The sequence below is a fragment of the Comamonas guangdongensis genome (genome assembly GCF_041079535.1).
GTDB lineage: Bacteria > Pseudomonadota > Gammaproteobacteria > Burkholderiales > Burkholderiaceae_C > Comamonas > Comamonas guangdongensis.
The window spans coordinates 1-25,107 of the sequence record NZ_JBFYGN010000016.1; the positions used below are offsets into that span (position 1 = coordinate 1).

Here is a 25,107-nt window from a genome sequence, read left to right on the forward strand (position 1 = left end):
GGTTGCGCGAGAAGGATTTGAACCTCCGACCTTTGGGTTATGAGCCCAACGAGCTACCAGACTGCTCCATCGCGCGGCAATTCCAAATTATAGCAGGCTTTTACGCCCACTCTTGTTTATTCAGCCTTGGCAGCTTCTTCAGCCACTTCAACCAGTTCCACATAGGCCATGGGGGCGTTGTCGCCCACGCGGAAGCCCATCTTCAGGATACGTGTGTAGCCACCGGGACGCTTGGCGTTGCGGGGACCCAGCACGTTGAACAGCTTGGTCACGCTGTCGCGGTCGCGCAGGCGGTCGAAAGCCAGACGGCGATTGGCCACGGTGTCCACCTTGGCCAGAGTGATCATGGGCTCGATGACGCGACGCAGTTCCTTGGCCTTGGGGACCGTAGTCTTGATGGCTTCGTGCTCGATCAGCGAGTTCATCATGTTCTGCAGCATTGCCTTGCGGTGTGCAGAAGTGCGGTTCAGTTTGCGGAGGCCGTTGCCGTGACGCATGGTGCTTTTCCTTTGCTCCCCGTTTTTATCCGGAGATCTTTATTAAATTAATTCGGGCAGCCGTATCAGGTACTGCCCGAGGCACTTGGGCTTCTTGCCAAGACCTAAGATCTCGGCAGAGCCCGCTATTGTAGCAATTAACGCTTTTCCAGGCCAGCAGGCGGCCAGTTCTCGAGCTTCATGCCCAGCGTCAGACCGCGGGAAGCCAGGACTTCCTTGATCTCGTTGAGCGACTTGCGACCCAGGTTGGGGGTCTTGAGCAGCTCGTTTTCGGTACGCTGGATGAGGTCACCGATGTAGTAGATGTTCTCTGCCTTGAGGCAGTTGGCAGAACGCACGGTGAGCTCGAGCTCGTCCACGGGACGCAGCAGGATGGGATCGAAGGACGTGGCAGCGCCGCGGCCACCGGCAGGAGCGTCGAACACGCTGGCGATGTCGCCACCGTCGAGCTGCGCGAACACGGCCAGCTGTTCCACCAGGATCTTGGCGGATGCGCGCACTGCGTCTTCAGCGGTGATGGCACCGTTGGTTTCGATTTCCAGGACCAGCTTGTCCAGATCGGTACGCTGTTCCACACGTGCGGATTCGACGGCATAGCTCACGCGCTTGACGGGCGAGAACGAAGCGTCGAGCACGATACGGCCGATCGACTTGGTCGACTCGTCACCGTAGCGGCGCACGTTGCCGGGCACATAGCCGCGGCCTTTTTCCACCTTGATCTGCATGTCCAGCTTGCCGCCTTGCGACAGATGGGCGATCACATGATCAGGATTGACGATTTCAACGTCATGGGGGGTCTGGATGTCACGGGCCGTGACCACGCCTTCGCCATCCTTGCGCAGGCTCAGGGTGACTTCGTCACGGTTGTGCAGCTTGAACACCACACCCTTGAGGTTCAGCAGGATGTTGGTCACATCTTCCTGGACACCGTCGATGGAGGAGTACTCATGCAGCACTCCAGCAATCGTCACTTCCGTCGCTGCGTAACCCACCATGGAGGAGAGCAGAACACGGCGCAGGGCGTTGCCCAGCGTATGGCCGTAGCCACGCTCAAACGGCTCCAGAACCACCTTGGCACGGTTGTGACCAAGTTGTTCGACATTGATTGTCTTGGGTTTCAGCAAATTCGTTTGCATGCAGACTTCCTCTCAATACCCTCGGCTCGTTACACCGGTAAGGCTGGTGAAGCACCCACGGCGCGATGCCTCGCGCCGTGGGGACGGTTTACAGAAATGTCGCTGCTAAGGATTAACGCGAGTACAACTCAACGATCAGGGATTCGTTGATGTCGGACGCGAATTCATCGCGGTCAGGAGACTTCTTGAAAGTGCCTTCAGCCTTGTCAGCAGACACTTCCACCCATGCGGGGAAGCCCACTTGACCAGCCAGTTGCAGGGCTTCGACAACGCGAGCCTGCTTCTTGGACTTTTCACGCAGAGCAACCACATCACCTGCCTTCACGGAGAAAGAGGGAATGTTCACGGACTGGCCGTTCACGGTGATGGCCTTGTGAGAGACCAGCTGGCGTGCTTCAGCGCGCGTGGAGCCGAAGCCCATGCGATACACGACGTTGTCCAGACGCGATTCCAGCAGAGTCAGCAGGTTGGCGCCGGTGTTGCCGCGCTTGCGCTCGGCAGCTTCGAAGTAGCGGCGGAATTGCTTTTCCAGCACGCCGTACATGCGCTTGACCTTCTGCTTTTCACGCAGTTGCAGACCGTAGTCCGAAGTGCGCTGACCCGAAGTGCGGCCATGCTGACCAGGCTTGCTGTCGAACTTTGCCTTGTCAGCGATGGAGCGACGAGCGCTCTTCAGGAACAGATCGGTGCCTTCGCGGCGGGAGAGCTTGGCCTTGGGGCCGATAAAACGTGCCACTTGATTTCCTTTGTGTCATCTACCGTGCGCAAACACGGGAGCCGCCCGCGATGCTAATGCACCTGGGCGGCGGTGGGCTTGAGAAAGATTAGATACGACGACGCTTTTGAGGGCGGCAGCCGTTGTGGGGAACCGGCGTCACGTCCGAGATGGAAGTGATGCGGATGCCCAGAGCACCCAGGGCGCGAACCGAGGATTCACGGCCGGGACCGGGACCCTTGATTTCAACGTCCAGGTTCTTGATGCCCTGTTCGATGGCAGCACGACCAGCCACTTCCGAAGCCACCTGAGCTGCGAAGGGAGTCGACTTACGCGAACCCTTGAAGCCCTGGCCGCCCGACGAAGCCCACGACAGAGCGTTGCCTTGACGGTCGGTAATGGTGATGATCGTGTTGTTGAACGAAGCGTGCACGTGTGCAATGCCGTCCGAAATGTTCTTACGAACCTTCTTGCGAACGCGAGCAGCTGCGTTGTTAGCGGGAGATTTAGCCATAATGATCTTTCAATCTCTTATTTCTTCAGAGCCGCTGCACCCTTGCGCGGACCCTTGCGAGTACGGGCGTTCGTGCGGGTACGTTGACCGCGCATGGGCAGGCCGCGACGATGACGGAAACCGCGGTAGCAGCCGATGTCCATCAAACGCTTGATGTTCATCGTGGTTTCGCGACGCAGGTCGCCTTCCAGGGTCAGGGGAGCCAACTGGTCGCGGATCTTTTCCAGATCGGCGTCCGTCAGATCCTTGATCTTCTTGGAATATTCAATACCGCATGCTTCGCAGATCTTGCGAGCTGTAGTGCGACCGATGCCAAAGATGGCGGTCAGGCCGATTTCAGCATGCTTGTGCGGCGGGATGTTAATGCCAGCAATACGTGCCATATTAGTCCTCTAATGCTTTCAATCAACCTTGGCGCTGCTTGTGGCGCTGGTCAGTGCAGATCACGCGCACAACACCTTTGCGGCGGATGATCTTGCAGTTACGGCAGATTTTCTTGACCGAAGCCGAAACTCTCATTCTATTCTCCTAAAACTTTCCATCCACTATCGGCCTGTCGACCGGGAACGATGCCCGCGACAGAGCGATGGGCGTCTACTAACTTTTGGCAGGCTGCCCACCCGGGCAGCCTTGTCATCAAATACCAGCCTTAAAGTTCGCCTTTTTCAGGAGCGACTCGTATTGCTGCGACATCACGTAGTTCTGCACTTGCGCCATGAAGTCCATCGTCACGACCACAATGATCAGCAGCGATGTACCACCGAAGTAGAACGGAACGTTGTACTTCAGGATCAGGAATTCGGGCAACAAGCACACGAAGGTAATGTAGATCGCACCAGCCAGGGTCAGGCGAACCAGAATCTTGTCAATGTAGCGGGCTGTCTGTTCGCCAGGACGAATCCCGGGGATGAAAGCGCCACTCTTCTTCAGGTTGTCGGCGGTTTCCCGGCTGTTGAAGACCAGGGCCGTGTAGAAGAAGCAGAAGAAAATGATCGCGGCAGCATAAAGGATGACATAGATCGGCTGACCAGGGGTCAACGTGCTCGCAATATCCTTCAGCCAGCGCATGGATTCCCCTGCACTGAACCAATTCACCACCGTAGCGGGCAGCAAGATGATCGAGGAAGCGAAGATGGGAGGAATGACCCCCGCCATGTTCAGCTTCAGCGGCAAGTGCGAAGACTGACCGCCATACACCTTGTTGCCGACTTGTCGGCGTGCGTAATTCACCAAGATCTTGCGTTGGCCTCGCTCGACAAACACGACGAAATACGTCACGGCTGCCACCACGAGGACAATGAAGATAGCCGCCAGGATGCTCATGGCACCGGTGCGCACCAGTTCCAGCAGACCGCCGATGGAGCTCGGCAGACCTGCGGCGATACCGCCAAAAATCAGTATCGAGATACCGTTGCCCAGACCACGTTCCGTGATCTGTTCACCGAGCCACATCAGGAACATGGTGCCGGCCGTGAGGCTGACCACCGCAGTCATGCGGAAGCCAAAACCCGAGCTCAGAACCAGACCTGCCGAGCTTTCCAAGGCGACAGCAATTCCCAAGGACTGAAAAATCGCCAGGCCCAGAGTGCCGTAGCGGGTGTACTGGGTAATCTTGCGACGACCCGCTTCACCTTCCTTTTTCATCTGCTCGAATGTCGGGACCACATAGGTCATGAGCTGCATGATGATCGATGCCGAGATGTACGGCATGATCCCCAGTGCGAACACCGTGAAGCGCGAAAGCGCCCCACCCGAGAACATGTTGAACAGATTGAGAATGCCGCCCTGCTGGCCATTGAACAGCTGCTGCAGCTGCACTGGATCGATACCAGGCACGGGGATATGTGCCCCGATACGGTATACGACCAGCGCGAGCAACAGAAAAACCAGACGACGACGAAGATCGCCGAATTTCCCGGTCTTTGCAATTTGAGCTGCGCTAGTAGCCACGGATGTCTTCTTTCAGAACTTTAATCAGGCGATGCTGCCACCGGCAGCTTCGATGGCGGCCTTGGCACCGGCAGTAGCGCCGATACCGTTGAGCTTGACAGCCTTGGTGAGTTCGCCGCTCTTGATGACCTTGACCACCTTGGCGATTGCACCCACCAGACCGGCTTGCTTCAGGGCAGCCAGATCGACTTCGGCCAGGCCGAGCTGTTCCAGCTCGGACAGGGTCACTTCTGCATTGAACTTTAGCAGATGCGACTTGAAGCCACGCTTGGGCAGACGGCGCTGCAGAGGCATTTGACCGCCTTCGAAGCCCACCTTGTGGTAGCCACCCGAACGCGACTTCTGGCCCTTGTGACCACGACCGGCGGTCTTACCCAGACCGGAACCGATACCGCGGCCAACACGGCGCTTGGCGTGCTTGGCGCCGTCTGCAGGCTTGATGCTATTGAGTTCCATCATCAATCCTTTCAGAGGACTTTGACCAGATAGCTGATCTTGTTAATCATGCCGCGCACTTCGGGAGTGTCCTTCAGTTCGCTGATGCTGTTCAGCTTGCGCAGACCCAGGCCGCGCACGGTAGCGCGGTGATCTTGCTTGGTGCCGATGGGGCTACGCACCAGCTGCACCTTGACGGTTTGTTGCGTTGTCATGTGCTTGACTCCGATCAGGCCGCGAAGATGTCTTCAACGGACTTGCCACGCTTTGCAGCCACTTCCGCGGGGGTCGTGGAATTCTTCAGAGCGTCGAAAGTTGCGCGGACCATGTTGTAGGGATTCGACGAGCCATGGCTCTTGGCCACGATGTCGGTGATGCCCAGCACTTCGAAGACGGCACGCATCGGGCCGCCTGCGATGATGCCGGTACCCTTGGGGGCGGGGTTCAGCATCACGGATGCTGCACCATGGTGACCCATCACGGTGTGATGGATCGTGCCGTCCTTCAGGGACACCTTGATCATGTTGCGACGGGATTCTTCCATCGCCTTTTGCACGGCAGCAGGCACTTCCTTGGACTTGCCCTTGCCCATGCCAACGCGGCCATCACCGTCGCCAACCACGGTCAGTGCAGCGAAGCCGAGGATACGACCGCCCTTCACAACCTTGGTGACGCGGTTCACCGCGATCATTTTTTCGCGCAGACCGTCGTCACGACCTTCGTCTTGCACCTTGGGGGAAAACTTTGCCATTTCTATCCGCTCCGCTTAGAACTGCAGGCCCGCTTCGCGAGCGGCTTCTGCCAAAGCCTTCACGCGGCCGTGGTATGCGAAACCGGCGCGGTCGAAAGCCACTTTCTCAACGCCAGCAGCCTTAGCCTTCTCAGCAATGCGCTTGCCGATCAGCGTAGCGGCAGCCACGTTGCCACCCTTGCCTGCGGCGCCGAGTTGCGAACGCACTTCGGCTTCTGCAGTGGAGGCCGAAGCCAGCACCTTGGTGCCATCTTCCGACACCACGGAGGCGTAGATATGGAGGTTGGTACGGTTCACGCTCAGACGCGCCACGCCTTGCTGGGCAATGCGGATGCGAGTCTGACGGGCACGGCGCAGACGCTGCTCTTTCTTGTTCAACATCATGCAGCTCCTTACTTCTTCTTGGTCTCTTTGATCACGACCTTCTCATTCGCATAGCGAATGCCCTTGCCCTTGTAAGGCTCGGGAGGACGAACGGCGCGGATCTCAGCAGCCAATTGACCGACAGCTTGGCGGTCAGCACCCTTGATCACGATTTCGGTCGGAGTGGGGGTAGCGATAGTGATACCGGCAGGCATCTCGAAGTTGACGGGGTGCGAGAAGCCCACAGCCAGGTTCAGCTTGGAACCTTGAGCAGCGGCCTTGTAGCCCACGCCAATCAGCGTCAGCTTCTTCTCGAAGCCTTCAGTCACGCCCTTGACCATGTTGTTGACCAGCTGGCGGAAAGTACCGGCCAGAGCGTCAGCTTCACGGGAATCGTTGACAGGAGCGAAGGACAGCTTGCCGTCGTTGTTGCCGATGACCACTTGGCTGTTCAGGGCCAGCGACAGATCGCCGCCCTTGCCCTTGACCTTGATGGAATCAGCATTGATAGACACATCCACGCCAGCGGGGATGGTCACATTTGCTTTTGCTACGCGAGACATTTCAGTATTTCTCCTTCAATGTCCGTTAGGCCACATAGCACAGCACTTCACCGCCGACACCGGCAGCACGTGCTTTGCGATCGGTCATCACACCCTGGGGCGTAGTGACGATGGCCACACCCAGGCCGTTCTGGACCTGAGGGATTGCGTGACGACCCTTGTAAACGCGCAGGCCGGGACGGCTCACACGTTCGATACGCTCGATCACAGGGCGACCGGCGTAGTACTTCAGGGTAATTTCGAGTTCGGACTTGCCACCTTCGGACTTCACTTCGAAACCGTCGATATAGCCTTCTTCCTTCAGCACTTTGGCGATGGCAACCTTGACCTTGGAGGAAGGAGCCGACACGGTGGCCTTGGAGACCATTTGTGCGTTACGGATGCGGGTCAGCAAGTCAGCGATGGGATCACTCATGCTCATGTTTAATCTCTCCTGCTTGCTTACCAGCTGGCCTTGGTGACACCGGGGATGTCGCCAGCGAAGGCCAATTCACGCACCTTGGCGCGGCCCAGACCGAATTGACGGAAGGTGCCACGAGGACGGCCCGTGATCTCGCAACGGTTGCGTTGGCGAGTGGGGTTCGAGTTACGGGGCAGCTTTTGCAGGCCCAGGCGAGCGGCATCGCGCTCTTCGTCGGAACGCTTGGCGTCGCCGGCGATTGCCTTCAGTTCTGCGTACTTGGCAGCGTACTTGGCTGCCAGCTTTTCGCGCTTCAGTTCGCGCTGAATCATTGCAACTTTAGCCATGCGCCACCTCAGTTCTTGAAGGGGAATTTGAACGCAGCGAGCAGTGCCTTGCACTCGTCGTCGCTCTTAGCGGTCGTCGTGATGCTGATGTTCAGACCACGCAGAGCATCCACCTTGTCGTATTCGATTTCGGGGAAGATGATCTGTTCCTTGACGCCGACGTTGTAGTTGCCGCGACCGTCGAAGGAACGGCCGGAGATACCACGGAAGTCACGCACGCGGGGCAGAGCCACGGTGACGAAACGGTCCAGGAATTCATACATCTGAACGCCACGCAGGGTCACCATGCAGCCGATAGCTTGGCCTTCGCGGATCTTGAAACCAGCGATAGCCTTCTTGGCCTTGGTCACCACAGGCTTCTGACCAGCAATCTTGGTCAGGTCAGCCACGGCGTTGTCCATCACCTTCTTGTCGGCCACGGCTTCGCTCACACCCATGTTCAGGGTGATCTTGGTCAGGCGGGGCACTTCCATAGCGGAGGTGTAACCGAACTTTTCCTTGAGTTCGGCCGCGATCTTTTCGCGATAGAGTTTTTGCAGTCGTGCCATGTGTTACTCCTTAGGCGGCCTTGATTTCAGCGCCATTGGACTTGAACACGCGAACACGTGCGCCGTCGGCGTTCACCTTGATGCCCACGCGGTCAGCCTTGCCCGTAGCGGCGTTGAAAATCGCCACGTTGGACTGGTGGATAGGCATGGCCTTTTCCACGATGCCGCCGGTTGTACCCTTCATGGGGTTCGGCTTGGTGTGCTTCTTCACCAGGTTGATGCCATCGATCAACAGGTGGGAGTCGTCCGTGCGAGCCGAGACCACGCCTTGCTTGCCTTTGTCACGGCCGGTCAGCACGATGACTTGGTCGCCCTTGCGAATCTTGTTCATGGTGCTTCCTTTAGAGAACTTCAGGGGCCAGGGACACGATCTTCATGAACTTTTCGGTACGCAGTTCACGAGTCACGGGGCCAAAGATGCGGGTGCCGATGGGCTCCAGCTTGGCGTTCAGCAGCACGGCGGCATTGCCGTCGAACTTCACGAGCGAACCGTCTGCACGACGGATGCCCTTGGCGGTGCGCACCACCACAGCACTGTAGATCTCGCCTTTTTTGACGCGACCACGAGGAGCTGCTTCCTTGACGCTCACCTTGATGATGTCACCAACACTCGCGTAGCGACGATGAGAACCGCCCAGCACCTTAATGCACTGAACAGACTTCGCGCCGGTGTTGTCGGCAACCTCTAACCGAGATTCTGTTTGGATCATTTCAATATTCCCAACTTGCTCCAGCAACGCCCGACAGCCCCAGAGTCTTCTCAAGGGCCGATCAAGCAGCCAGTCAGTCTTGGGCCCGTCGTCCACATCACGAACCATTTCGCGATGCTTCCACTGGGCAGAACACTTCACGTTTTTACACGCGAAGCAGGGGATTGTCGCAGGATTTCCTTTTTGCGTCAAGCCCTTAGCCGGCTATAACCGCACCCATCCCGCAGGCTCCGGACCGGATCTCCCCGCAAAGCAGGATCCCAGAACAAAACCATAGCACGTTGCGCATGCAAGTAATTGATTTAAAACAATATTCATCTTGAAATTCATTACTCACATGCGCTTTAAGCTCATGTTTTACGAGCGCAGTACGGCTGTTGCGGGTCAGCCACAGCCGCTGCAGCGGCTCAGGACTCGGTGGGCAGATACTGCTTGGCCAGCGCCAGGAAGTCGTTCAGGTGCGCATCGCGCCCCAGCTCCTCGGTGAGGATGGCCGCCACGCGCGGTGCCAGCTCGGCGGCCTTGCGCGCATCGAGGAAAAGCAGGCGGCTGCGGCGCGCCAGCATGTCTTCCACCGTGCGCGCGTATTCGAAGCGCGCGGCAAAGCGCACCATGGCTTCGGACAGGCCCTCCATCAGCCAGTTCCTGGCGCCCGGCAGCGCCGCCACGGCCGCCGCATCGGTGCCGTAGGAGTGCAGGCCCTGGGCCTGGTCCATGCCATGCTGCACGGCGGATGCGGCAGGAGCCCCGGCCAGCGGCAGGTGCATGGTCACGCCCGCGGGACGGCCGGGCAGGCGGCCGATCTGCACGCACTCGGCCAGCACATCCTCGGCCATGGCGCGGTAGGTGGTCCACTTGCCGCCCGTCACCGTGACCAGGCCGGTCTTGCTGGACATGACGGTGTGCTCGCGGCTGATCTTCTTGGTGTTCTCGCCGTCGTCGTCCTGGGGCTTGACCAGGGGACGCAGACCCACCCACATGCTGCGCACATCGGCCAGCGTGGGCTGGCGGTTCAAATACTTGCCGGCCTCGCTGAGGATGAAGTCCAGCTCCTCGGGAAAGGGCAGCGGCTCGCGCGCCAGGTCGTTGCGCGGCGTGTCGGTGGTGCCCAGAATCACCTTGCCCAGCCAGGGCACGGCGAACAGCACGCGGCCGTCGGCCGTCTTGGGCACGAGAAGCGCATGGTTGGTGGGCAGAAAGTCGCGATCCACCACCACGTGCACGCCCTGGCTGGGCGCCACCATGGGCCGGGCCGGCTTGCCCTGGGCCTCGGCATCCTGCTGGCGGAACAGGTCCACCCAGGGACCGGTGGCATTGACCACGCACTTGGCGCGCACGGTGTAGCTCTGGCCCGACTCCAGGTCGCGGCAGATCACGCCCGCGACCTGCTGGTGTTCATAGATCAGCTTCTCTGCGGGGCAGTAGTTGACGAGCAAAGCCCCCTTGGCCGCCGCCGTGCGCGCCAGCGCCAGCGCCAGGCGCGCATCGTCGAACTGGCCGTCCCAGTACTTGACGCCGCCCTTGAGCCCTTTTTGCTGCACCGTGGGCAGGTATTTCACGGTCTTGGCGCTGGACAGGAATTCCGTCGCTCCCAGACCCGCCTTGCCGGCCAGAGCGTCATACATCTTCAGGCCTATGCCGTAGAAAGGCGTGTCCAGCAGCTTGTACGAAGGCATGACAAAGGCCAGCGGCTGGGCCAGGTGCGGCGCATTGTGCAGCAGCGTGGTGCGCTCGTGCAGCGCCTCGCGCACCAGCGAGATATTGCCCTGGGCCAGATAGCGCACGCCGCCATGCACCAGCTTGGTGGCGCGCGAGGACGTGCCCTTGGCAAAGTCCATGGACTCCAGCAGCACCACCTTGAAGCCGCGCGCCGCCGCATCCACGGCCACGCCCAGGCCCGTCGCCCCGCCGCCGATGATGGCCAGGTCATAGGTTTCGGACAGGGACAGGCGCGCCATCAAGGCGGCGCGGTCGGTAGTCAAGGGAGTGGCGGCTTGGGACATTGATCTTCAACAAAAGAGCCGAAGGCGGCATGACCGGGGCCATACCCGGCTACAGCGGCGGCGGATACACCACACATGCATGTGTTCATGGTGGAAGCAGGAGATCAATATTTTCACTCGTTTTTGTATTTTTCAATTCGACATTTTTCGTTTTCAGGTGCAAACAGGGGGTATTCATCGTTTTGCAAGCCAGGGAGCGGGCGCTCGGCAGCTCCCTGGCCTCAGCTGCGATCAGCGCACCTTGCCGTCCTTCCAGGCCTGCAGCAGGCGGTCGTAGGCAATGGTTTCGCCCTTGGGCTTTTCATTGCCCAGCTTCTTCCAGGGCGCGCGCTGGTCGCTGAGCCACTTGGCCGGATCGCCCTTGGGATTGAGCTTGGGCGCGCAGCGCTCCATGCCGGCGCGCTGCAGGCGTCCCATCACCTGGTCCATCTCCTCAGCCAGCGTATCCATCGCGCCCTGGGGCGTCTTTTCGCCGGTCACGGCCTGGGCCACGTTCTTCCACCACAGCTGCGCGAGCTTGGGGTAGTCGGGCACATTGGTGCCGGTGGGCGTCCAGGCCACGCGCGCCGGGCTGCGGTAGAACTCGATCAGGCCGCCGTACTTGTTGGCGTTCTTGGTGAAGAACTCGCTGCGGATATCGGAGTCGCGGATGAAGGTCAGGCCCTGGATGGACTTCTTCAGCGAGGTGGTCTTGGCCGTCACGAACTGCGCGTACAGCCAGGCAGCGGCCGTGCGGTTGGCATCGTGGCCCTGGAAGAAGGTCCAGCTGCCCACGTCCTGGTAGCCGTTCTGCATGCCGTCCTTCCAGTACGGGCCGTGCGGGCCGGGGGCCATGCGCCACTTTGGCGTGCCGTCGGCATTCACCACCGGCAGACCGGCCTTGGTCATGTCGGCCGTGAAGGCCGTGTACCAGAAGATCTGCTGCGCGACCTGGCCTTGCGCGGGCACGGGGCCGGATTCGCCAAAGGTCATGCCCATGGCTTCCTTGGGCGCGTATTTCTTCATCCAGTCCACGTACTTGGTGAGAGCGTAGACGGCCGCCGGCGAGTTGGTGGCGCCGCCGCGCGACACCGAAGCCCCCACGGGCGTGCACTTGTCGTCGGCCACGCGGATGCCCCATTCGTCCACCGGCATGCCGTTGGGAATGCCCTTGTCGGCCGAGCCGGCCATGGACAGCCAGGCATCGGTGAAACGCCAGCCCAGCGACGGGTCCTTCTTGCCGTAGTCCATATGGCCATAGATGGGCTTGCCGTCGACATGCTTGACGTCGTTGGTGAAGAACTCGGCGATGTCCTCGTAGGCGCTCCAGTTCTGGGGCACGCCCAGGTCATAGCCGTACTTGGCCTTGAACTTGTCCTGCAGGTCCTTGCGCGCGAACAGGTCGGCGCGGAACCAGTAGAGGTTGGCGAACTGCTGGTCGGGCAGCTGGTAGAGCTTGCCGTCGGGCGCGGTGGTGAAGCTGGTGCCTATGAAGTCCTTGAGGTCTAGGCCCGGGTTGGTCCACTCCTTGCCCGCGCCGGCCATGTAGTCGCTCAGGTTCATGATCTTGCCGTAGCGGTAATGCGTGCCTATCAGGTCGGAGTCGGAGATCCAGCCGTCATAGATGGACTTGCCCGACTGCATCGAGGTCTGCAGCTTCTCGACCACGTCGCCCTCCTGGATCAGGTCGTGCTTGACCTGTATGCCCGTGATCTCGCTGAAGGCCTTGGCCAGGGTCTTGCTCTCGTATTCGTGGGTGGTGATGGTTTCGGAGACCACCGAGATCTCCTTCACGCCCTTGGCCTGCAGCTTCTTGGCGGCGTCGATGAACCATTTCATCTCGGCCATCTGCTGGTCCTTGGAGAGCGTGGAAGGCTGGAACTCGCTGTCGATCCACTTCTTGGCCTCGGCCTCGCCGGCCCACGCGGCCTGTCCCAAAGCCAGAGCCGCGGCGGCGAATGCGATCGCCTTGAACTGCATCTTCATTGCTGTCTCCTCATAGGAAACTCCCCGCTTGCATAGGGGCGCCGGCCTCTGGGGAGGATCGGGCAGGCACCATGAATCCAAAGCGATAGCTTCTTGCGCTCAGCCGGCAAGGTTTTCAGGGTTTATTCGCGGCAAAAGGCTTATTCATCCAGCGCAGCCAGCTATCTTTTTCTTAGCCTTTGCGCAGCACCAGCGCCAGCGCCAGCATGGACAGCACAAAGCTGATCCACACCGTGGGCTCGGCCTCCAACGAGAACCACTGCGCCATCTTCTCCCCCAGGCCCACCCAGACCAGATTGATATAGGCGGCCGTGAGCAGGCCGATGAAGAGCCGGTCGCCGCGCGTGGTCGCCATCGGCAGAAAACCCTTGCGCAGCGCGGTCGGAGACTTGACCTCCCACAGCGTCATGCCGACCAGCATCAAAGCGATGCAGCTGAAGAACACCGCCACCGGCGTGGTCCAGGCCATCCAATCGAACATGGCGCTTCCCCCTTCAACCGTTAGACGCGGCCCATCGCGAAGCCCTTCGCGATGTAGTGCCGCACAAACCAGATCACGATGGCGCCGGGCACGATGGTCAGCACACCGGCCGCGGCCAGCGTCGCCCAGTCCATGCCCGAGGCGCTGACCGTGCGCGTCATCGTCGCCACGATGGGCTTGGCGTTGACGCTGGTCAGCGTGCGTGCCAAGAGCAGCTCCACCCAGCTGAACATGAAGCAGAAGAACGCCGCCACGCCCACGCCGGCCTTGATCAGCGGCAGGAAGATGGTGAGAAAGAAGCGCGGGAAGGAGTAGCCGTCGATATAGGCGGTCTCGTCGATCTCGCGCGGAATGCCGCTCATGAAGCCCTCGAGGATCCATACCGCCAGCGGCACGTTGAACAGCAGGTGGGCCAGCGCCACGGCGATATGCGTGTCCATCAGCCCCACGGTGGTGTAGAGCTGGAAGAACGGCAGCAGGAACACGGCCGGCGGCGTCATGCGGTTGGTCAGCAGCCAGAAGAACACATGTTTGTCGCCGAGGAACTGGTAGCGGCTGAACGCATAGGCGGCCGGCAGCGCCACGGTCAGCGCGATCACCGTGTTGATGGCCACATAGATCAGGCTGTTGATATAGCCCGAGTACCAGCTCTCGTCAGTGAAGATGGTCTTGTAGTTGTCCCAGGTGAAGTGCTGGGGCCAGAGCGAGAAGCTGGCCAGGATCTCCTCGTTGGTCTTGAAGCTCATGTTGACCATCCAGTAGATGGGCAGCACGGCGAAGACCAGGTAGGCGATCAGGAACAGCGTGCGCTTCTGGAATCTTGACTCATTCATGACCCGTGCCTTCCTTGTCTGCCGTGCCCACGCGCTGCATCCAGTTGTAGAGCATGAAGCACAGCAGCAGGATGATGAGGAAATAGATCAGCGAGAACGCGGCGGCCGGCCCCAGGTCGAACTGACCCACGGCCTTTTGCGTCAGGTATTGCGACAGAAAGGTGGTCGCGTTGCCCGGTCCGCCGCCCGTGAGCACAAAGGGTTCGGTATAGATCATGAAGCTGTCCATGAAGCGCAGCAGCACCGCGATCATCAGCACGCCGCGCATCTTGGGCAGCTGGATGTAGCGGAACACCGCGAACTTGCTCGCGCCGTCGATGCGCGCGGCCTGGTAGTAGGCGTCGGGAATCGAGCGCAGCCCCGCATAGCCCAGCAGCGCTACCAGCGGCGTCCAGTGCCACACGTCCATGGCCAGCACCGTGAGCCAGGCATGGGTGGCATTGCCGGTATAGCTGTAGTCAAGGCCCAGCTTGTTCAGCGCCGCGCCCAGCAGGCCGATGTCGGCCCGGCCGTAGATCTGCCAGATGGTGCCGACCACATTCCACGGGATCAGCAGCGACAGCGCCACCGCCACCAGCACGGCGGACGACTTCCAGCCCTTGGCCGGCATGGCCAGCGCCAGCAAGATGCCCAGCGGGATCTCCACCGCCAGCACCGCCAGCGAGAAACCGATCTGGCGCAAGAGCGCGCCGTGCAGCTCCTCGTCGCGCATCACCTGGGCGAACCACTCGGTGCCGACGAACACGCGGCGCTCGGGCGAGATGATGTCCTGCACCGAGTAGTTCACCACCGTCATCAAAGGCAGGATGGCCGAGAAGGCCACGCACAGGATCACCGGCAGGATCAGGAACCAGGCTTTCTGGTTGACCGGTTTTGTGGTTGCACTCATGCCAGTAATTCCTCGTGTTGATAGAAGCAGGTGTGCTCTCCCAGCACCTGCAGCCACACGGTCTCGCCCACGGCGGGCAGCTGCTGCGCGCTGGTGCAGCGCACCTTGAGGACCTGTGCATGAGTGGGCGGGCCAATGGTCGCGGTCAGCATCTGATAGGTGCCCACATCCTGTACGCGGGCCACGGTACAGGGCAGCGCGCCGCTCTGGCCTGCGGCGGCCAGCGCCAGGTATTCGGGGCGTACCCCGAGTTGCAGAGCGCCATCGGGCAGGCTGCGCTGCACGGGCAGGACATGGCCGGCGACCGTCAACTGCCCTCCCCCGGCCTTGCAAGGCAGAAAGTTCATGCCCGGAGAGCCTATGAAGTGACCGACAAAGGCGTGCTGCGGGCGCTCGAACAGCTGACCCGGCGTGCCCACCTGCACGGCGCGGCCGCGCGTCATCACCACCACCTGATCGGCAAAGGTCAGCGCCTCGACCTGGTCGTGCGTCACATAGATCAGCGTGAGCTTGAGCTCGTGGTGGATCTGCTTGAGCTTGCGCCGCAGCTGCCACTTGAGGTGCGGGTCGATCACCGTGAGCGGCTCGTCGAACAGCACGGCCGCCACGTCCTCGCGCACCAGGCCGCGGCCCAGCGAGATCTTCTGCTTGGCGTCGGCAGACAGGCCCGCGGCGCGCTGGTTCAACTGGCCGCTCATCTCCAGCATCTCGGCGATCTGGCCCACACGCTGGCGGATGCGCTCCTCGGGCAGCTTGCGGTTCTTCAACGGAAAGGCCAGGTTCTCGGCCACGGTCATGGTGTCGTAGATCACCGGGAACTGGAACACCTGGGCGATGTTGCGCTGCTGCGGCGTGGCGCGCGTCACGTCGCGGCCGTCGAACCGCACCTGGCCCTGCGACGGCACGAGCAGGCCCGACATGATGTTCAGCATGGTGGACTTGCCGCAACCCGAAGGCCCGAGCAGCGCATAGGCGCCGCCGTCGTCGAAAGTCATTGTCAAAGGCAGCAGCGCATAGTCGCTGTCCTGCCGCGGCTTGGGCAGGTAGGAGTGCGCGAGGTCGAGTTCTATGCAAGCCATTCAGGACCTCTTCATCCGTTCGGGTGCCAGCGCCAGCGCGCCGTCGGCGTTGAAGACATAGACCTGCGCCGGGTTCAGGTACAGCGTCAGCGCGCTGCCCAGCGCGATGTAGTGCACGCCGGTGACCTGCGCCACCAGCTCGCCCCAGGGCGTATCCGCGTGCACAAAGGTGTCCGAGCCCGAGATCTCGGCCAGCTCGACGCGGCCCGGTACGGCCAGGTCGCCCGGCTGGGCCTGCAGGCGCAGCGCACTGGCGCGCAGGCCCAGGGTCAGCGCGCCGCCCTGCAATGCATCGGGCAAGGCCCGCGGCAGCAGCGCGCCATCGGGCAGGCGCAGCCCATCCTCCACGGCCTGCGCGGCCAGCAGATTCATGGGCGGGTCGCTGAAAGTGCGCGCCACGCGCAGCGAGTTCGGCGCGTGGAAGACCTCGGCCGTGGGCCCGTACTGCAGCAGCTCGCCGCCATCGAGCACGGCCGTGTAGCCGCCCAGCAGCAGGGCCTCGCCGGGCTCGGTGGTGGCGTAGACCACGGTGGACTCCCCCGCCGCGAACAGCTGCGTAAGCTCCTCGCGCAGCTCCTCGCGCAGCTTGTAGTCAAGATTCACCAGGGGCTCGTCCAGCAGCATCAGCGGCGCACCCTTGGCCAGGGCCCGCGCCAGCGCCACGCGCTGCTGCTGGCCACCCGACAGCTCGGCCGGGTAGCGGTCCAGGAACATCTCGATGTGCAGTCTTTCGGCCAGCTCGCGCACGCGCTGTGCTACGTTTCTGTCGCCGCGCAGCTTGAGGGGCGAGGCGATGTTGTCGGCCACCGTGAGCGAGGGATAGTTGATGAATTGCTGGTAGACCATGGCCACGTTGCGCTCGCGCACGGGCATGCCGGTCACATTCCTGCCATCGACGCGCACCTGGCCGGTGCTCGGTGCATCCAGCCCCGCCATGATGCGCATCAGACTGGTCTTGCCCGCCTGGGTGGCGCCCAGCAGCACGGTCACGGCGCCGCCGCGCAACGCCAGATCCATGCTGTGCAGCCAGGTTTCGGCCCCCGCCCGCTTGCCAATTCCTTCCAGAACCAGTTCCACTGCAGCCCTTTTCTGCGCGCCGTCGGCAGCACGCGGCATTCCGGGAAACCACCCTCACACGGCAGACTCGAAAGGGCGAGATGCTTCATTCTTTGTTCCCTTTTGATCGGAACTAATCGATATATTCCCTAGTTCCTATTCTTTTTTATTCGTTTAAATGTTTCCGCGTCATGCTGCCGCAACAAATACGCTATAACCGGGCGCAGCCATTTGCCTCCCTCATGGAATCGCTGTGAACACCAATCCTCGCCAATTGCAACTCGTTGAAGAAGTCCGTGCCCGCCAATCCACCTCGGTTGAGCAGCTGGCCGACAGCCTGGGCGTGACGCTGCAAACGATAAGGCGCGACATCCAGAAGCTGGCCGATGCCGGCCTGCTGGTACGCTTTCACGGCGGGGTGCGCGTGCCCAGCGCCACCGTGGAGAACCTGGCCCATACCCAGCGCCAGGTGCTGCACGCCGAAGGCAAGATGCGCATTGCGCGCGCCGTGGCCGATGCCATTCCCAACGGCTGCTCGCTGATCCTCAATATCGGCACCACCACCGAGGCCGTGGCCCAGGCCCTGCTCAAGCACAAGGGCCTGCGCGTGATCACCAACAACCTCAATGTGGCGGCCATCCTCAGCAGCAACGCCGATTGCGAGGTCATCGTCGCGGGCGGCGTGGTGCGCACACGCGACCGCGGCATCGTGGGCGAGGCGGCCGTGGATTTCATGCGCCAGTTCAAGGTGGATATCGCGGTGATCGGCATCTCGGCCATAGAGCCCGACGGCAGCCTGCGCGACTTCGACCTGCGCGAGGTCAAGGTGGCCCAGACCATCATCGGCCAGTCGCGCGAGGTCTGGCTGGCCGCCGACCACAGCAAGTTCCGCCGCCAGGCCATGGTGGAGCTGGCGCGCCTGAACCAGATCGACCGCCTGTTCACCGACGCCCAGCCGCCCGCACCTTTTGACGCACTGCTGCGCGACGCCGAGGTGCAGTGCACGATTGCGCAATGAGCGCTGGAGCCCTGATTCGCCCGGCCAGGCCCACGGACGCCGCGGGCCTGGGCGAGCTGCTGCAGGGCATAGGCTGGTTCCCGGCCTACGAAGGCCGCAGCGCGGCCCAGAACCGCGCAGCCGTTGAGGCCCTGCTGAGCAGCGCGCAGGCCGAAGCCGGGCGCAGCCTGCTGCTGGTGGCCGAGGATGCGCGCCAGCGCATCAGCGGCTACTGCGCCGTGCACTGGCTGCCCGTCGCGGTGCTGCAGGGCTGGGAAGCCTACGTGAGCGAGCTGTTCATCGCCGAGCGGGCGCGCGGCGCCGGCCTGGGCCAGCAGTTGCTGGAGGCCGCGACACAGGCGGCGCGGGACCGCGGCTGTCTGCGCATCTGGCTGGTCAACAACCGGCAGCGCTCGTCCTACGCACGGGGCTTTTACTCACAGCAAGGCTGGACCGAGCAGGCCGAGATGGCACGCTTTGTCCTGCCCCTAGGAACATCATGACGACCTATCTGCTTGCCCTCGATCAGGGCACTTCCAGCTCCCGCTCCATCGTGTTCGATGCCCAGGGACGGCTCGTGGCCTCGGCCCAGCAGGAGCTGCCCCAGATCTACCCGCGCCCCGGCTGGGTGGAGCACGACCCGCAGGAAATCTGGCGCACCCAGCTGGCCACGGCCAGGGAGGCCCTGACCAAGGCGGGTCTGACGGCACGCGACATCCGCGCCGTGGGCATCACCAACCAGCGCGAAACCACCGTGGTCTGGAACCGCAGGACCGGCGCCCCGATTCACCACGCCATCGTCTGGCAGGACCGCCGCGCCGAGCCCATCTGCGCGGCGCTGCGCGAGGCCGGCATGGCGGACACCATCCAACAAAAGACCGGGCTGCTGATCGACGCCTATTTCTCGGGCAGCAAGCTGCAGTGGCTGCTGGACCAGGTGCCCGGTGCCCGCGCCGCGGCCGAGGCCGGCGAACTGGCCTTCGGCACGGTGGACAGCTGGCTGATCTGGCAGCTGACCGCTGGCCGCCGCCATGTGACCGATGTCAGCAACGCCAGCCGCACCATGCTGTTCAACGTCCACACCAACCAGTGGGATCGGGAACTGCTGGCCGCGCTCAACATTCCCTCCAGCCTGCTGCCCGAGGTCCTGCCCTCGGCCGCCGATTTCGGCAAGACCACGGCCGAGCTGCTGGGCGGCGAGATCGCGATCGGCGGCGTGGCCGGCGACCAGCAGGCCGCGCTGTTCGGTCAGGCCTGCTTCACGGCCGGCATGGCCAAGAACACCTATGGCACGGGCTGCTTCATGCTGATGCACACCGGCGGCAAATTCCAGACCTCGACCAACGGCCTGCTGACCACCTCCGCGGCCCAGCCCACGGCCAGCCCCCGCTTCGCCCTGGAGGGCAGCGTGTTCGTGGGCGGCGCCGTGGTGCAGTGGCTGCGCGACGGCCTGCGCGCCATAGAGCACAGCGGCCAGGTGCAGCAGCTGGCCGAGAGCGTGCCCGATTCGGGCGGCGTGATGATGGTGCCGGCCTTCACCGGCCTGGGCGCACCCTACTGGCAGCCCGAGGCGCGCGGCACCATCACCGGCCTCACGCGCGGCACCACCATCGCCCATATCGCGCGCGCGGCGCTGGAGTCGATTGCCTACCAGAGCGCGGCCCTGCTGCTGGCCATGAGCCGCGATGCCGTGGCCAGTGGCGGCACGCCGGTCAGCGAGCTGCGCGTGGACGGCGGCGCCTGCGTGAACAATCTGCTCATGCAGTTCCAGGCCGATCTGCTGGGCATTCCCGTGGTGCGCCCGGCCTGCGTGGAAACCACGGCCCTGGGCGCGGCCTATCTGGCGGGCCTGTCGGCCGGCGTGTACCAGAGCACCGAAGAGCTGTCGGCGCTGTGGAAAGCCGAGCGCCGCTTCATGCCCACGCTGGACAAGGCCCGCGCCGACGAGCTGATGCAGCGCTGGGAGCTGGCCGTGCGCCAGACCACGGCCCAGTGAAGCGCCATCGAAGCCAGAACCGATGGCGCTGGCCAGCCCAGCGTTTGAGGCTTGAGGCCTATAAAAAAAGGGATGCCGCGGCATCCCTTTTTGCATGCGCTGGCGTTCGACCTATTCCTCGTCGCCCAGCAATGCCTTGTGGATCAGCGCGCCTAGGATGGCGCCCACGATGGGGGCCAGCCAGAACAGCCACAGCTGCTCCAGTGCGATGGCCGGACCGAACAGCGCCGGGCCGGTGCTGCGCGCCGGATTCACCGAGGTATTGGTCACGGGAATCGAGATCAGATGGATCAGCGTCAGGCACAGGCCTATGCTCATGCCCGCAAAGCCCGCGGCGGCCTTCCTGGTGGTGGAGCCCAGGATCACCAGCAAAAAGACGGCCGTCAGCACCACCTCGGTCAGCAACGCGGCCAGCATCGAATACTTGCCCGGCGAATGCTCGCCATAGCCGTTGGTGGCCAGATCGGTGATCTGCGCGCCCGCCCGACCCGTGGCGATCGCATACAGCACCGCGGCCGCCACAATCGCGCCCAGCACCTGGGCGATGATGTAGCCCGGCAGCTCGGCAGCGCGGAAGCGCCCGGCCACGGTCAGACCCACGGATACCGCGGGATTGAAGTGCCCGCCCGACACGGGACCGAAGGCATAGGCTCCGGTCAGCACCGTCAGGCCGAAGGCCAGCGACACGCCCAGCAGACCTATGCCCACATTGGGGAACGCGGCCGCCAGTACCGCGCTGCCGCAGCCGCCAAACGTGAGCCAGAAAGTGCCCAAAAACTCCGCCGACCATTTTTTGACATTGGATGCCATGATTGCTCTCCCCATCCTTGCTGTGCGCAATCCATGCGGCCCCACGCGGCACAGAATTCAGCACCGGTGCATCTTAAAAAACGCAGCGTGAAAAGCACAGGAGTAAATGTGAACGATCTGCAACGTAGCCTCAAACTGGGCTGGCTGCTGCTGTGCGCAGCACTCGCGGCCTGCACCACGGCCGGCCCGCAGGCCGCGCGCACCATCTGCAGCAGCGCCGCCTCCAGCCCCTGGAGCCTGCTAGGCGAGATCCGCTGGCCACACGATATGCAGTTTGCGGGCACCACCGTGGGCGGGCTGTCCTCCATCGACTATGACGCCGCCGCCGGCCTGTACTACCTGGTCAGCGACGACCGCTCCGCGCAGGATCCGGCGCGCTTCTACACGGCCCGCATCCGCTATGACCAGAGCGGCCTGCAGGCGGTCAGCCTGGAGAGAGCCGTGACGCTGCTGAGTCCCGCGCAGCACCCCTATCCCGGCCGCAGGGCGCCGGAGCCCGGCATTGCCACGCCCGATGCCGAAGCCCTGCGCGTGCTGCCCGACGGCCAGACCCTGCTCTGGAGCAGCGAGGGCGACTTAGCACGCGGCTTCGGCCCGCAGCTGATTCAGAGCCGCCGCGACGGTCACTGGCTGCGCGACTGGCCGCTGCCGCCGGGCCATGGGCTGAGCAGCTCTGCGCACCAAGGCCCGCGCAACAACCTCACGCTGGAAGGCATGGCGCTGAGCGAGGACGGCAGGACGCTGTGGCTGTCCATGGAGGCCCCGCTCCGGCAGGACGGCCCCACGCCCGCCCCCGGTCAGGCGGGCGGGCCGGTGCGCATCACCGCCTATGACGTCGCCACCCGGCGGCCCGTACGCCAGCTGGCCTATGTGCCGGACGCCCTGCCCGCGAACCTGTGGTCGCAGCGGGGTGCCGTCAACGGCGTCAGCGATATCCTGGCCGATGGGCCCGAGCATCTGCTGGTGCTGGAGCGCTCCTTCGCGCCGCCGCTGAACTTTGGCGTGCGCATCTACCGCATCAGCACCGCGGCTCAGGCCGGCAGCGATACCCTGGATCTGGCCCGGCTCGAGCCCGGCAACCACCGGCCCGTGCCAAAGACGCTGGTGCTGGACCTGGCCGATGCGGGCCTGGCCTCCGTGGACAATCTCGAGGGCATGAGCTGGGGCCCGCCGCTGGCCGACGGCCGCCGCGTCCTGCTGCTGGTCAGCGACAACAACTTCAATCCCGCCGAGGTCACCCAGTTTGTCGCGCTGCGGCAAGAGCGCGGCAGCTGCGCCACAGGTTTATAGTGCCTGTCCGGGCCTGAGCCGACAGACAGGCAGGCCGCCCCTTGCAGACCCAAGCACCATCATGAGCCAGACGAACACCTCTCACACCGCTTTCCCTTCTATCGCCTTTATCGGCGGCGGCAATATGGCCAGCGCCATCATGGGCGGACTGCTCCGCCAGGGTGTTCCGGCCAGCAAGATCATCGTGGTCGAGCCTTTCGAGGGCGCGCGCCAGGCGCTCCAGAACAACCTGGGCATCGCGGCCCTGCCCGTGGCCTCCGAGGCGCTGCGCCGGGCCGGCCTGGTCGTCTGGGCCGTCAAGCCCCAGAGCTTCAAGGAAGCCGCCGCACCCGTGGCGGACTTCACCCGCGAGGCCCTGCACCTGAGCGTGGCCGCGGGCATCACCACCGACAGCGTGGCCGGCTGGACGGGCACCCGCCGCATCGTGCGCGCCATGCCCAATACCCCGGCCCTGGTGGGCAAGGGCATGACGGGTCTGTATGCCCGCCCCGAAGTCGATGCCCAGGGCAAGGCCTTGATCGAGGCCGTGATCGCCAGCACCGGCGAGCTCAGCTGGGTCGAGAAGGAAGAGCAGCTGGACGCCGTGACGGCGCTCTCGGGTTCCGGCCCCGCCTATGTGTTCCTGTTCCTCGAAGCCATGACCCAGGCCGGCGTGGACATGGGACTGTCGGCCGAGCAGAGCTACAAGCTGGCCGTGGCCACCTTCCAGGGCGGCGCCGAACTGGCGGCCCGCTCCACGGAAAGTGCCGAAGTGCTGCGCCAGCGCGTGACCAGCAAGGGCGGAACCACCTATGCGGCCATCACCCATATGCAGCAGCAAAAACTGCCCGAGCACTTCATCGAGGCCATGCGCAAGGCCGAGGCCAGGGCCAAGGAGCTGGCCGCGGAGTTCGGCAAATAAAAAAACCGGCCTCGGCCGGTTTTTTTATTATTGCGTGCCTGAAGCGCTTATTCATCAAGCGCCAACGGCAATCAAAACAGGACTATCTGAGCGCGAAACCCAGCGCCACGCCCGCAAAGATGGCTGCGCCTATCCAGTGGCTTTTGCTGAAGGCCACAAAACAGCCTTCGCGCGTACGCTTGCGGATCAGGGTGTAGTGCCAGACGATCTGCGCCGCCGCCACACCCATGCCCAGCCAGAAAGGCCAGCCGAGTCCATAGGGCGCCAGCACCCAGGCGATCAGAGCCCAGCACAGAGCGAAGAAGGCCATGACGGCCGCCACATCGAAACGGCCCAGGGTGATGGCCGAGGTCTTCATGCCGATCTTCAGGTCGTCGTCCCTATCCACCATGGCGTACTCGGTGTCATAGGCCAGCACCAGAAACATGTTCGCCAGCCACAGGGTCCAGGCCGTGGCGTTGACCTCGCCGGTCACGGCCGCGAACGCGATCACGATGCCGAAGTTGAAGGCGATGCCCAGAAAAGCCTGGGGCATGGCGAAGAAGCGCTTGGTGAATGGATAGAGGATGGTGAACAGCACGGCCGGCACCGACCAGGCCACGGCCTCCCAGCGCGTGGACAACACCAGGCCCAGCGAGACCAGGGCCAGCACCACGCCCACCATGGCGGCCTCCTTGACCGAAAGCTGGCCGCTGGTGATGGGGCGTTGCGTGGTGCGCTTCACATGGCGGTCAAAGTCGCGGTCCGCAATGTCGTTGATGGTGCAGCCCGCGCTACGCATCAGCACCGTGCCCAGCACGAAGACCAGCAGCAGATGCCAGCCCGGAAAGCCCTGGCCGGCCACCCACAGCGCCGACAGCGTGGGCCAGACCAGCACCAGCCAGCCGGCCGGACGGTTGAAGCGGATCAGATCCAGATACAGCGACAGCTTGGAGCGCGGCGAAGCAGGAATGGAAGCGGACATGGGGACAGGTTCCGGAAGGCAGGAGATCACGACGGGCCCGCAGGCCACGGTCAGCGCAGTGGCAATTGTGCCTCGGCCCGCGGCGGCCGGATGGCGCCGCCCCCATGCTCGACACGGTCCGTCACCCAGAGCACCAGAGCCGTCCAGGCCAGGCCCAGACACAGGCCGGCCAGCACATCGCTGGCATAGTGCACGGACAGCAGCACGCGGCTCAGCCCCGTGCTAAGGGCCAGCGCCGCCGCCATGACCGATACCGGAGCCCGCCAGCGCGGCGGCAGACGGCGTGCGGCCAGCCAGGCCAGCATGCCGAAGACCGCGGCCGCACCCGCGCTATGGCCGCTGGGAAAGCTGAAGCCCGTCTCTTGCACCAGGCCGTCCAGCGGGCGCGCACGCTGCATGGCGGCCTTGATGCAACGCACCCACAGCCCCGTGCCGGCCACGGCCACCGTCCAGCTCAGCAGTTGCAGGCCCTGGCGCCGCCACAGCAGCCACAGGCCCACGGCCAGGCTCAGCAGCCCCATGACGCGCAAATCCCCGAGCCTGGTCCAGCCCCTGACCAGGGGCTGCAACGCGGCCGGCAGGCGGGCATTCACCGCGCGCTGCAGCGCCAGGTCCAGCGCCATCAGCCCCTGGGGAGGCTGAGTGGACTGGGACAGATGCACGCCGAAGGACAGCAGGGCCAGAGCGGCGGCTGCCAGCCCTGCTGCCGCCAGCAGCCGGCCACCCTCGGGCCGGAAACCGGCGTTGCGGTCCTGCCACAGCCACGCGGCCCGGCCATGGGCGCGCCAGTGCAACATGCCGGCCGCGGCCAGCAGCAATAGCAGCAGCATCCAGACCGCATGTCCGTCCATCCACTGCACCAGGGAGACCATGGGAGCCGCCGCAGAGAACACGCAGATTCCTTTCAAGAGCAA

At 63.2% G+C, this 25,107-nt stretch carries 32 protein-coding genes and 1 tRNA gene; 5 read left to right on the forward strand and 28 right to left on the reverse strand.

Translation table 11 applies throughout. The features are described from left to right. Positions 1–2 precede the first annotated feature (2 nt). The 25 genes from AB6724_RS14000 to AB6724_RS14120 form a co-directional block, all read right to left on the reverse strand. Positions 3–76: transfer RNA gene (locus AB6724_RS14000), tRNA-Met, on the reverse strand. A gap of 40 nt (positions 77–116) precedes the next feature. Beyond that, positions 117–497 carry a 50S ribosomal protein L17 gene (rplQ, locus tag AB6724_RS14005; protein WP_369339142.1) on the reverse strand — a complete coding sequence of 127 codons (381 nt, stop codon included), beginning with the start codon at positions 495–497 and terminating at the stop codon, positions 117–119. Positions 498–634: 137 nt separating this feature from the next. After that, entirely contained in the window at positions 635–1,633 is a 999-nt protein-coding gene (locus AB6724_RS14010; RefSeq protein WP_003050542.1) for a DNA-directed RNA polymerase subunit alpha, read from the reverse strand. Between the two features lie 112 nt (positions 1,634–1,745). Continuing rightward, the gene (gene rpsD / locus AB6724_RS14015) at positions 1,746–2,369 is read right to left on the reverse strand and encodes a 30S ribosomal protein S4 (protein ID WP_369339143.1); all 624 of its coding nucleotides are present in this window, start codon (positions 2,367–2,369) and stop codon (positions 1,746–1,748) included. An 88-nt stretch (positions 2,370–2,457) separates the two neighbouring features. Then, complete coding sequence (gene rpsK, locus AB6724_RS14020; protein ID WP_066475647.1) at positions 2,458–2,862, reverse strand: 30S ribosomal protein S11; 405 nt, start codon at positions 2,860–2,862, stop codon at positions 2,458–2,460. A gap of 17 nt (positions 2,863–2,879) precedes the next feature. Continuing rightward, a complete protein-coding gene (gene rpsM / locus AB6724_RS14025) occupies positions 2,880–3,245 on the reverse strand; it encodes a 30S ribosomal protein S13 (RefSeq protein WP_188471084.1) in 366 nt (121 codons plus the stop codon). 22 nt (positions 3,246–3,267) lie between these two features. Then, entirely contained in the window at positions 3,268–3,381 is a 114-nt protein-coding gene (gene rpmJ / locus AB6724_RS14030; protein ID WP_003050535.1) for a 50S ribosomal protein L36, read from the reverse strand. A 117-nt stretch (positions 3,382–3,498) separates the two neighbouring features. After that, complete coding sequence (gene secY, locus AB6724_RS14035; protein WP_369339144.1) at positions 3,499–4,812, reverse strand: preprotein translocase subunit SecY; 1,314 nt, start codon at positions 4,810–4,812, stop codon at positions 3,499–3,501. A gap of 24 nt (positions 4,813–4,836) precedes the next feature. Continuing rightward, entirely contained in the window at positions 4,837–5,268 is a 432-nt protein-coding gene (gene rplO / locus AB6724_RS14040; protein WP_369339145.1) for a 50S ribosomal protein L15, read from the reverse strand. A gap of 11 nt (positions 5,269–5,279) precedes the next feature. Beyond that, positions 5,280–5,462, reverse strand: a complete 183-nt coding sequence (rpmD, locus tag AB6724_RS14045) for a 50S ribosomal protein L30 (RefSeq protein WP_369339146.1) — start codon at positions 5,460–5,462, stop codon at positions 5,280–5,282. A 14-nt stretch (positions 5,463–5,476) separates the two neighbouring features. After that, positions 5,477–5,998: a 30S ribosomal protein S5 gene (rpsE, locus tag AB6724_RS14050; protein WP_369339147.1), complete on the reverse strand. Its 522-nt coding sequence runs from the start codon at positions 5,996–5,998 to the stop codon at positions 5,477–5,479. A gap of 15 nt (positions 5,999–6,013) precedes the next feature. Beyond that, entirely contained in the window at positions 6,014–6,379 is a 366-nt protein-coding gene (gene rplR / locus AB6724_RS14055) for a 50S ribosomal protein L18 (protein ID WP_369339148.1), read from the reverse strand. 11 nt (positions 6,380–6,390) lie between these two features. After that, positions 6,391–6,924, reverse strand: a complete 534-nt coding sequence (gene rplF, locus AB6724_RS14060) for a 50S ribosomal protein L6 (protein WP_369339149.1) — start codon at positions 6,922–6,924, stop codon at positions 6,391–6,393. Between the two features lie 25 nt (positions 6,925–6,949). Further along, positions 6,950–7,345 carry a 30S ribosomal protein S8 gene (rpsH, locus tag AB6724_RS14065; protein ID WP_369339150.1) on the reverse strand — a complete coding sequence of 132 codons (396 nt, stop codon included), beginning with the start codon at positions 7,343–7,345 and terminating at the stop codon, positions 6,950–6,952. 20 nt (positions 7,346–7,365) lie between these two features. Then, a complete protein-coding gene (gene rpsN, locus AB6724_RS14070) occupies positions 7,366–7,671 on the reverse strand; it encodes a 30S ribosomal protein S14 (RefSeq protein WP_158383722.1) in 306 nt (101 codons plus the stop codon). A gap of 8 nt (positions 7,672–7,679) precedes the next feature. After that, a complete protein-coding gene (rplE, locus tag AB6724_RS14075; RefSeq protein WP_369339151.1) occupies positions 7,680–8,219 on the reverse strand; it encodes a 50S ribosomal protein L5 in 540 nt (179 codons plus the stop codon). A 10-nt stretch (positions 8,220–8,229) separates the two neighbouring features. Continuing rightward, positions 8,230–8,550, reverse strand: a complete 321-nt coding sequence (rplX, locus tag AB6724_RS14080) for a 50S ribosomal protein L24 (protein ID WP_369339152.1) — start codon at positions 8,548–8,550, stop codon at positions 8,230–8,232. A 10-nt stretch (positions 8,551–8,560) separates the two neighbouring features. After that, on the reverse strand, positions 8,561–8,929 hold the full coding sequence (gene rplN / locus AB6724_RS14085) for a 50S ribosomal protein L14 (RefSeq protein WP_003050500.1): 369 nt from the start codon (positions 8,927–8,929) through the stop codon (positions 8,561–8,563). A gap of 407 nt (positions 8,930–9,336) precedes the next feature. Continuing rightward, a complete protein-coding gene (locus AB6724_RS14090; protein ID WP_369339153.1) occupies positions 9,337–10,932 on the reverse strand; it encodes a glycerol-3-phosphate dehydrogenase/oxidase in 1,596 nt (531 codons plus the stop codon). Between the two features lie 231 nt (positions 10,933–11,163). Next, positions 11,164–12,897: an ABC transporter substrate-binding protein gene (locus AB6724_RS14095; protein WP_369339154.1), complete on the reverse strand. Its 1,734-nt coding sequence runs from the start codon at positions 12,895–12,897 to the stop codon at positions 11,164–11,166. A 172-nt stretch (positions 12,898–13,069) separates the two neighbouring features. Continuing rightward, positions 13,070–13,378, reverse strand: a complete 309-nt coding sequence (locus AB6724_RS14100; RefSeq protein WP_369339155.1) for a DUF2160 domain-containing protein — start codon at positions 13,376–13,378, stop codon at positions 13,070–13,072. Between the two features lie 20 nt (positions 13,379–13,398). Beyond that, positions 13,399–14,211 carry a carbohydrate ABC transporter permease gene (locus AB6724_RS14105; RefSeq protein WP_369339156.1) on the reverse strand — a complete coding sequence of 271 codons (813 nt, stop codon included), beginning with the start codon at positions 14,209–14,211 and terminating at the stop codon, positions 13,399–13,401. After that, a complete protein-coding gene (locus AB6724_RS14110) occupies positions 14,204–15,100 on the reverse strand; it encodes a carbohydrate ABC transporter permease (RefSeq protein WP_369339157.1) in 897 nt (298 codons plus the stop codon). The genes AB6724_RS14105 and AB6724_RS14110 overlap by 8 nt, the downstream gene beginning before the upstream one ends. After that, complete coding sequence (locus tag AB6724_RS14115) at positions 15,097–16,179, reverse strand: ABC transporter ATP-binding protein (RefSeq protein WP_369339158.1); 1,083 nt, start codon at positions 16,177–16,179, stop codon at positions 15,097–15,099. The genes AB6724_RS14110 and AB6724_RS14115 overlap by 4 nt, the downstream gene beginning before the upstream one ends. Continuing rightward, positions 16,180–17,256: an ABC transporter ATP-binding protein gene (locus tag AB6724_RS14120; protein WP_369339159.1), complete on the reverse strand. Its 1,077-nt coding sequence runs from the start codon at positions 17,254–17,256 to the stop codon at positions 16,180–16,182. It lies immediately after the preceding gene. Between the two features lie 232 nt (positions 17,257–17,488). Between AB6724_RS14120 and AB6724_RS14125 the strand changes: the two genes are divergently transcribed. Genes AB6724_RS14125 through glpK form a run of 3 tightly spaced genes read left to right on the forward strand, consistent with a single transcriptional unit; the run spans position 17,489 to position 20,228 of the window. Next, on the forward strand, positions 17,489–18,253 hold the full coding sequence (locus AB6724_RS14125) for a DeoR/GlpR family DNA-binding transcription regulator (protein WP_369339160.1): 765 nt from the start codon (positions 17,489–17,491) through the stop codon (positions 18,251–18,253). Next, entirely contained in the window at positions 18,250–18,735 is a 486-nt protein-coding gene (locus AB6724_RS14130; RefSeq protein WP_369339161.1) for a GNAT family N-acetyltransferase, read from the forward strand. Before AB6724_RS14125 ends, AB6724_RS14130 begins: the two co-directional genes overlap by 4 nt. Next, positions 18,732–20,228 (forward strand): glycerol kinase GlpK, encoded by a 1,497-nt coding sequence (glpK, locus tag AB6724_RS14135; protein WP_369339162.1) that lies wholly within the window; start codon positions 18,732–18,734, stop codon positions 20,226–20,228. Before AB6724_RS14130 ends, glpK begins: the two co-directional genes overlap by 4 nt. A gap of 111 nt (positions 20,229–20,339) precedes the next feature. Here the strand turns inward: glpK and aqpZ are convergent, their stop codons facing one another. Next, positions 20,340–21,038, reverse strand: coding sequence for an aquaporin Z (gene aqpZ / locus AB6724_RS14140; RefSeq protein WP_369339163.1), 699 nt, complete (start codon positions 21,036–21,038; stop codon positions 20,340–20,342). Between the two features lie 108 nt (positions 21,039–21,146). Between aqpZ and AB6724_RS14145 the strand changes: the two genes are divergently transcribed. Beyond that, a complete protein-coding gene (locus tag AB6724_RS14145; RefSeq protein ID WP_369339164.1) occupies positions 21,147–22,328 on the forward strand; it encodes an esterase-like activity of phytase family protein in 1,182 nt (393 codons plus the stop codon). Positions 22,329–22,389: 61 nt separating this feature from the next. Then, the gene (gene proC / locus AB6724_RS14150; protein ID WP_369339165.1) at positions 22,390–23,229 is read left to right on the forward strand and encodes a pyrroline-5-carboxylate reductase; all 840 of its coding nucleotides are present in this window, start codon (positions 22,390–22,392) and stop codon (positions 23,227–23,229) included. Between the two features lie 82 nt (positions 23,230–23,311). On the opposite strand, the gene ubiA is transcribed toward proC, so the two are convergent. Together ubiA and AB6724_RS14160 are read right to left on the reverse strand one after the other, a co-directional pair. After that, entirely contained in the window at positions 23,312–24,193 is an 882-nt protein-coding gene (ubiA, locus tag AB6724_RS14155; RefSeq protein WP_369339166.1) for a 4-hydroxybenzoate octaprenyltransferase, read from the reverse strand. Between the two features lie 50 nt (positions 24,194–24,243). Beyond that, positions 24,244–25,086, reverse strand: coding sequence for a phosphatase PAP2 family protein (locus AB6724_RS14160; protein ID WP_369339167.1), 843 nt, complete (start codon positions 25,084–25,086; stop codon positions 24,244–24,246). Positions 25,087–25,107 lie beyond the last annotated feature (21 nt).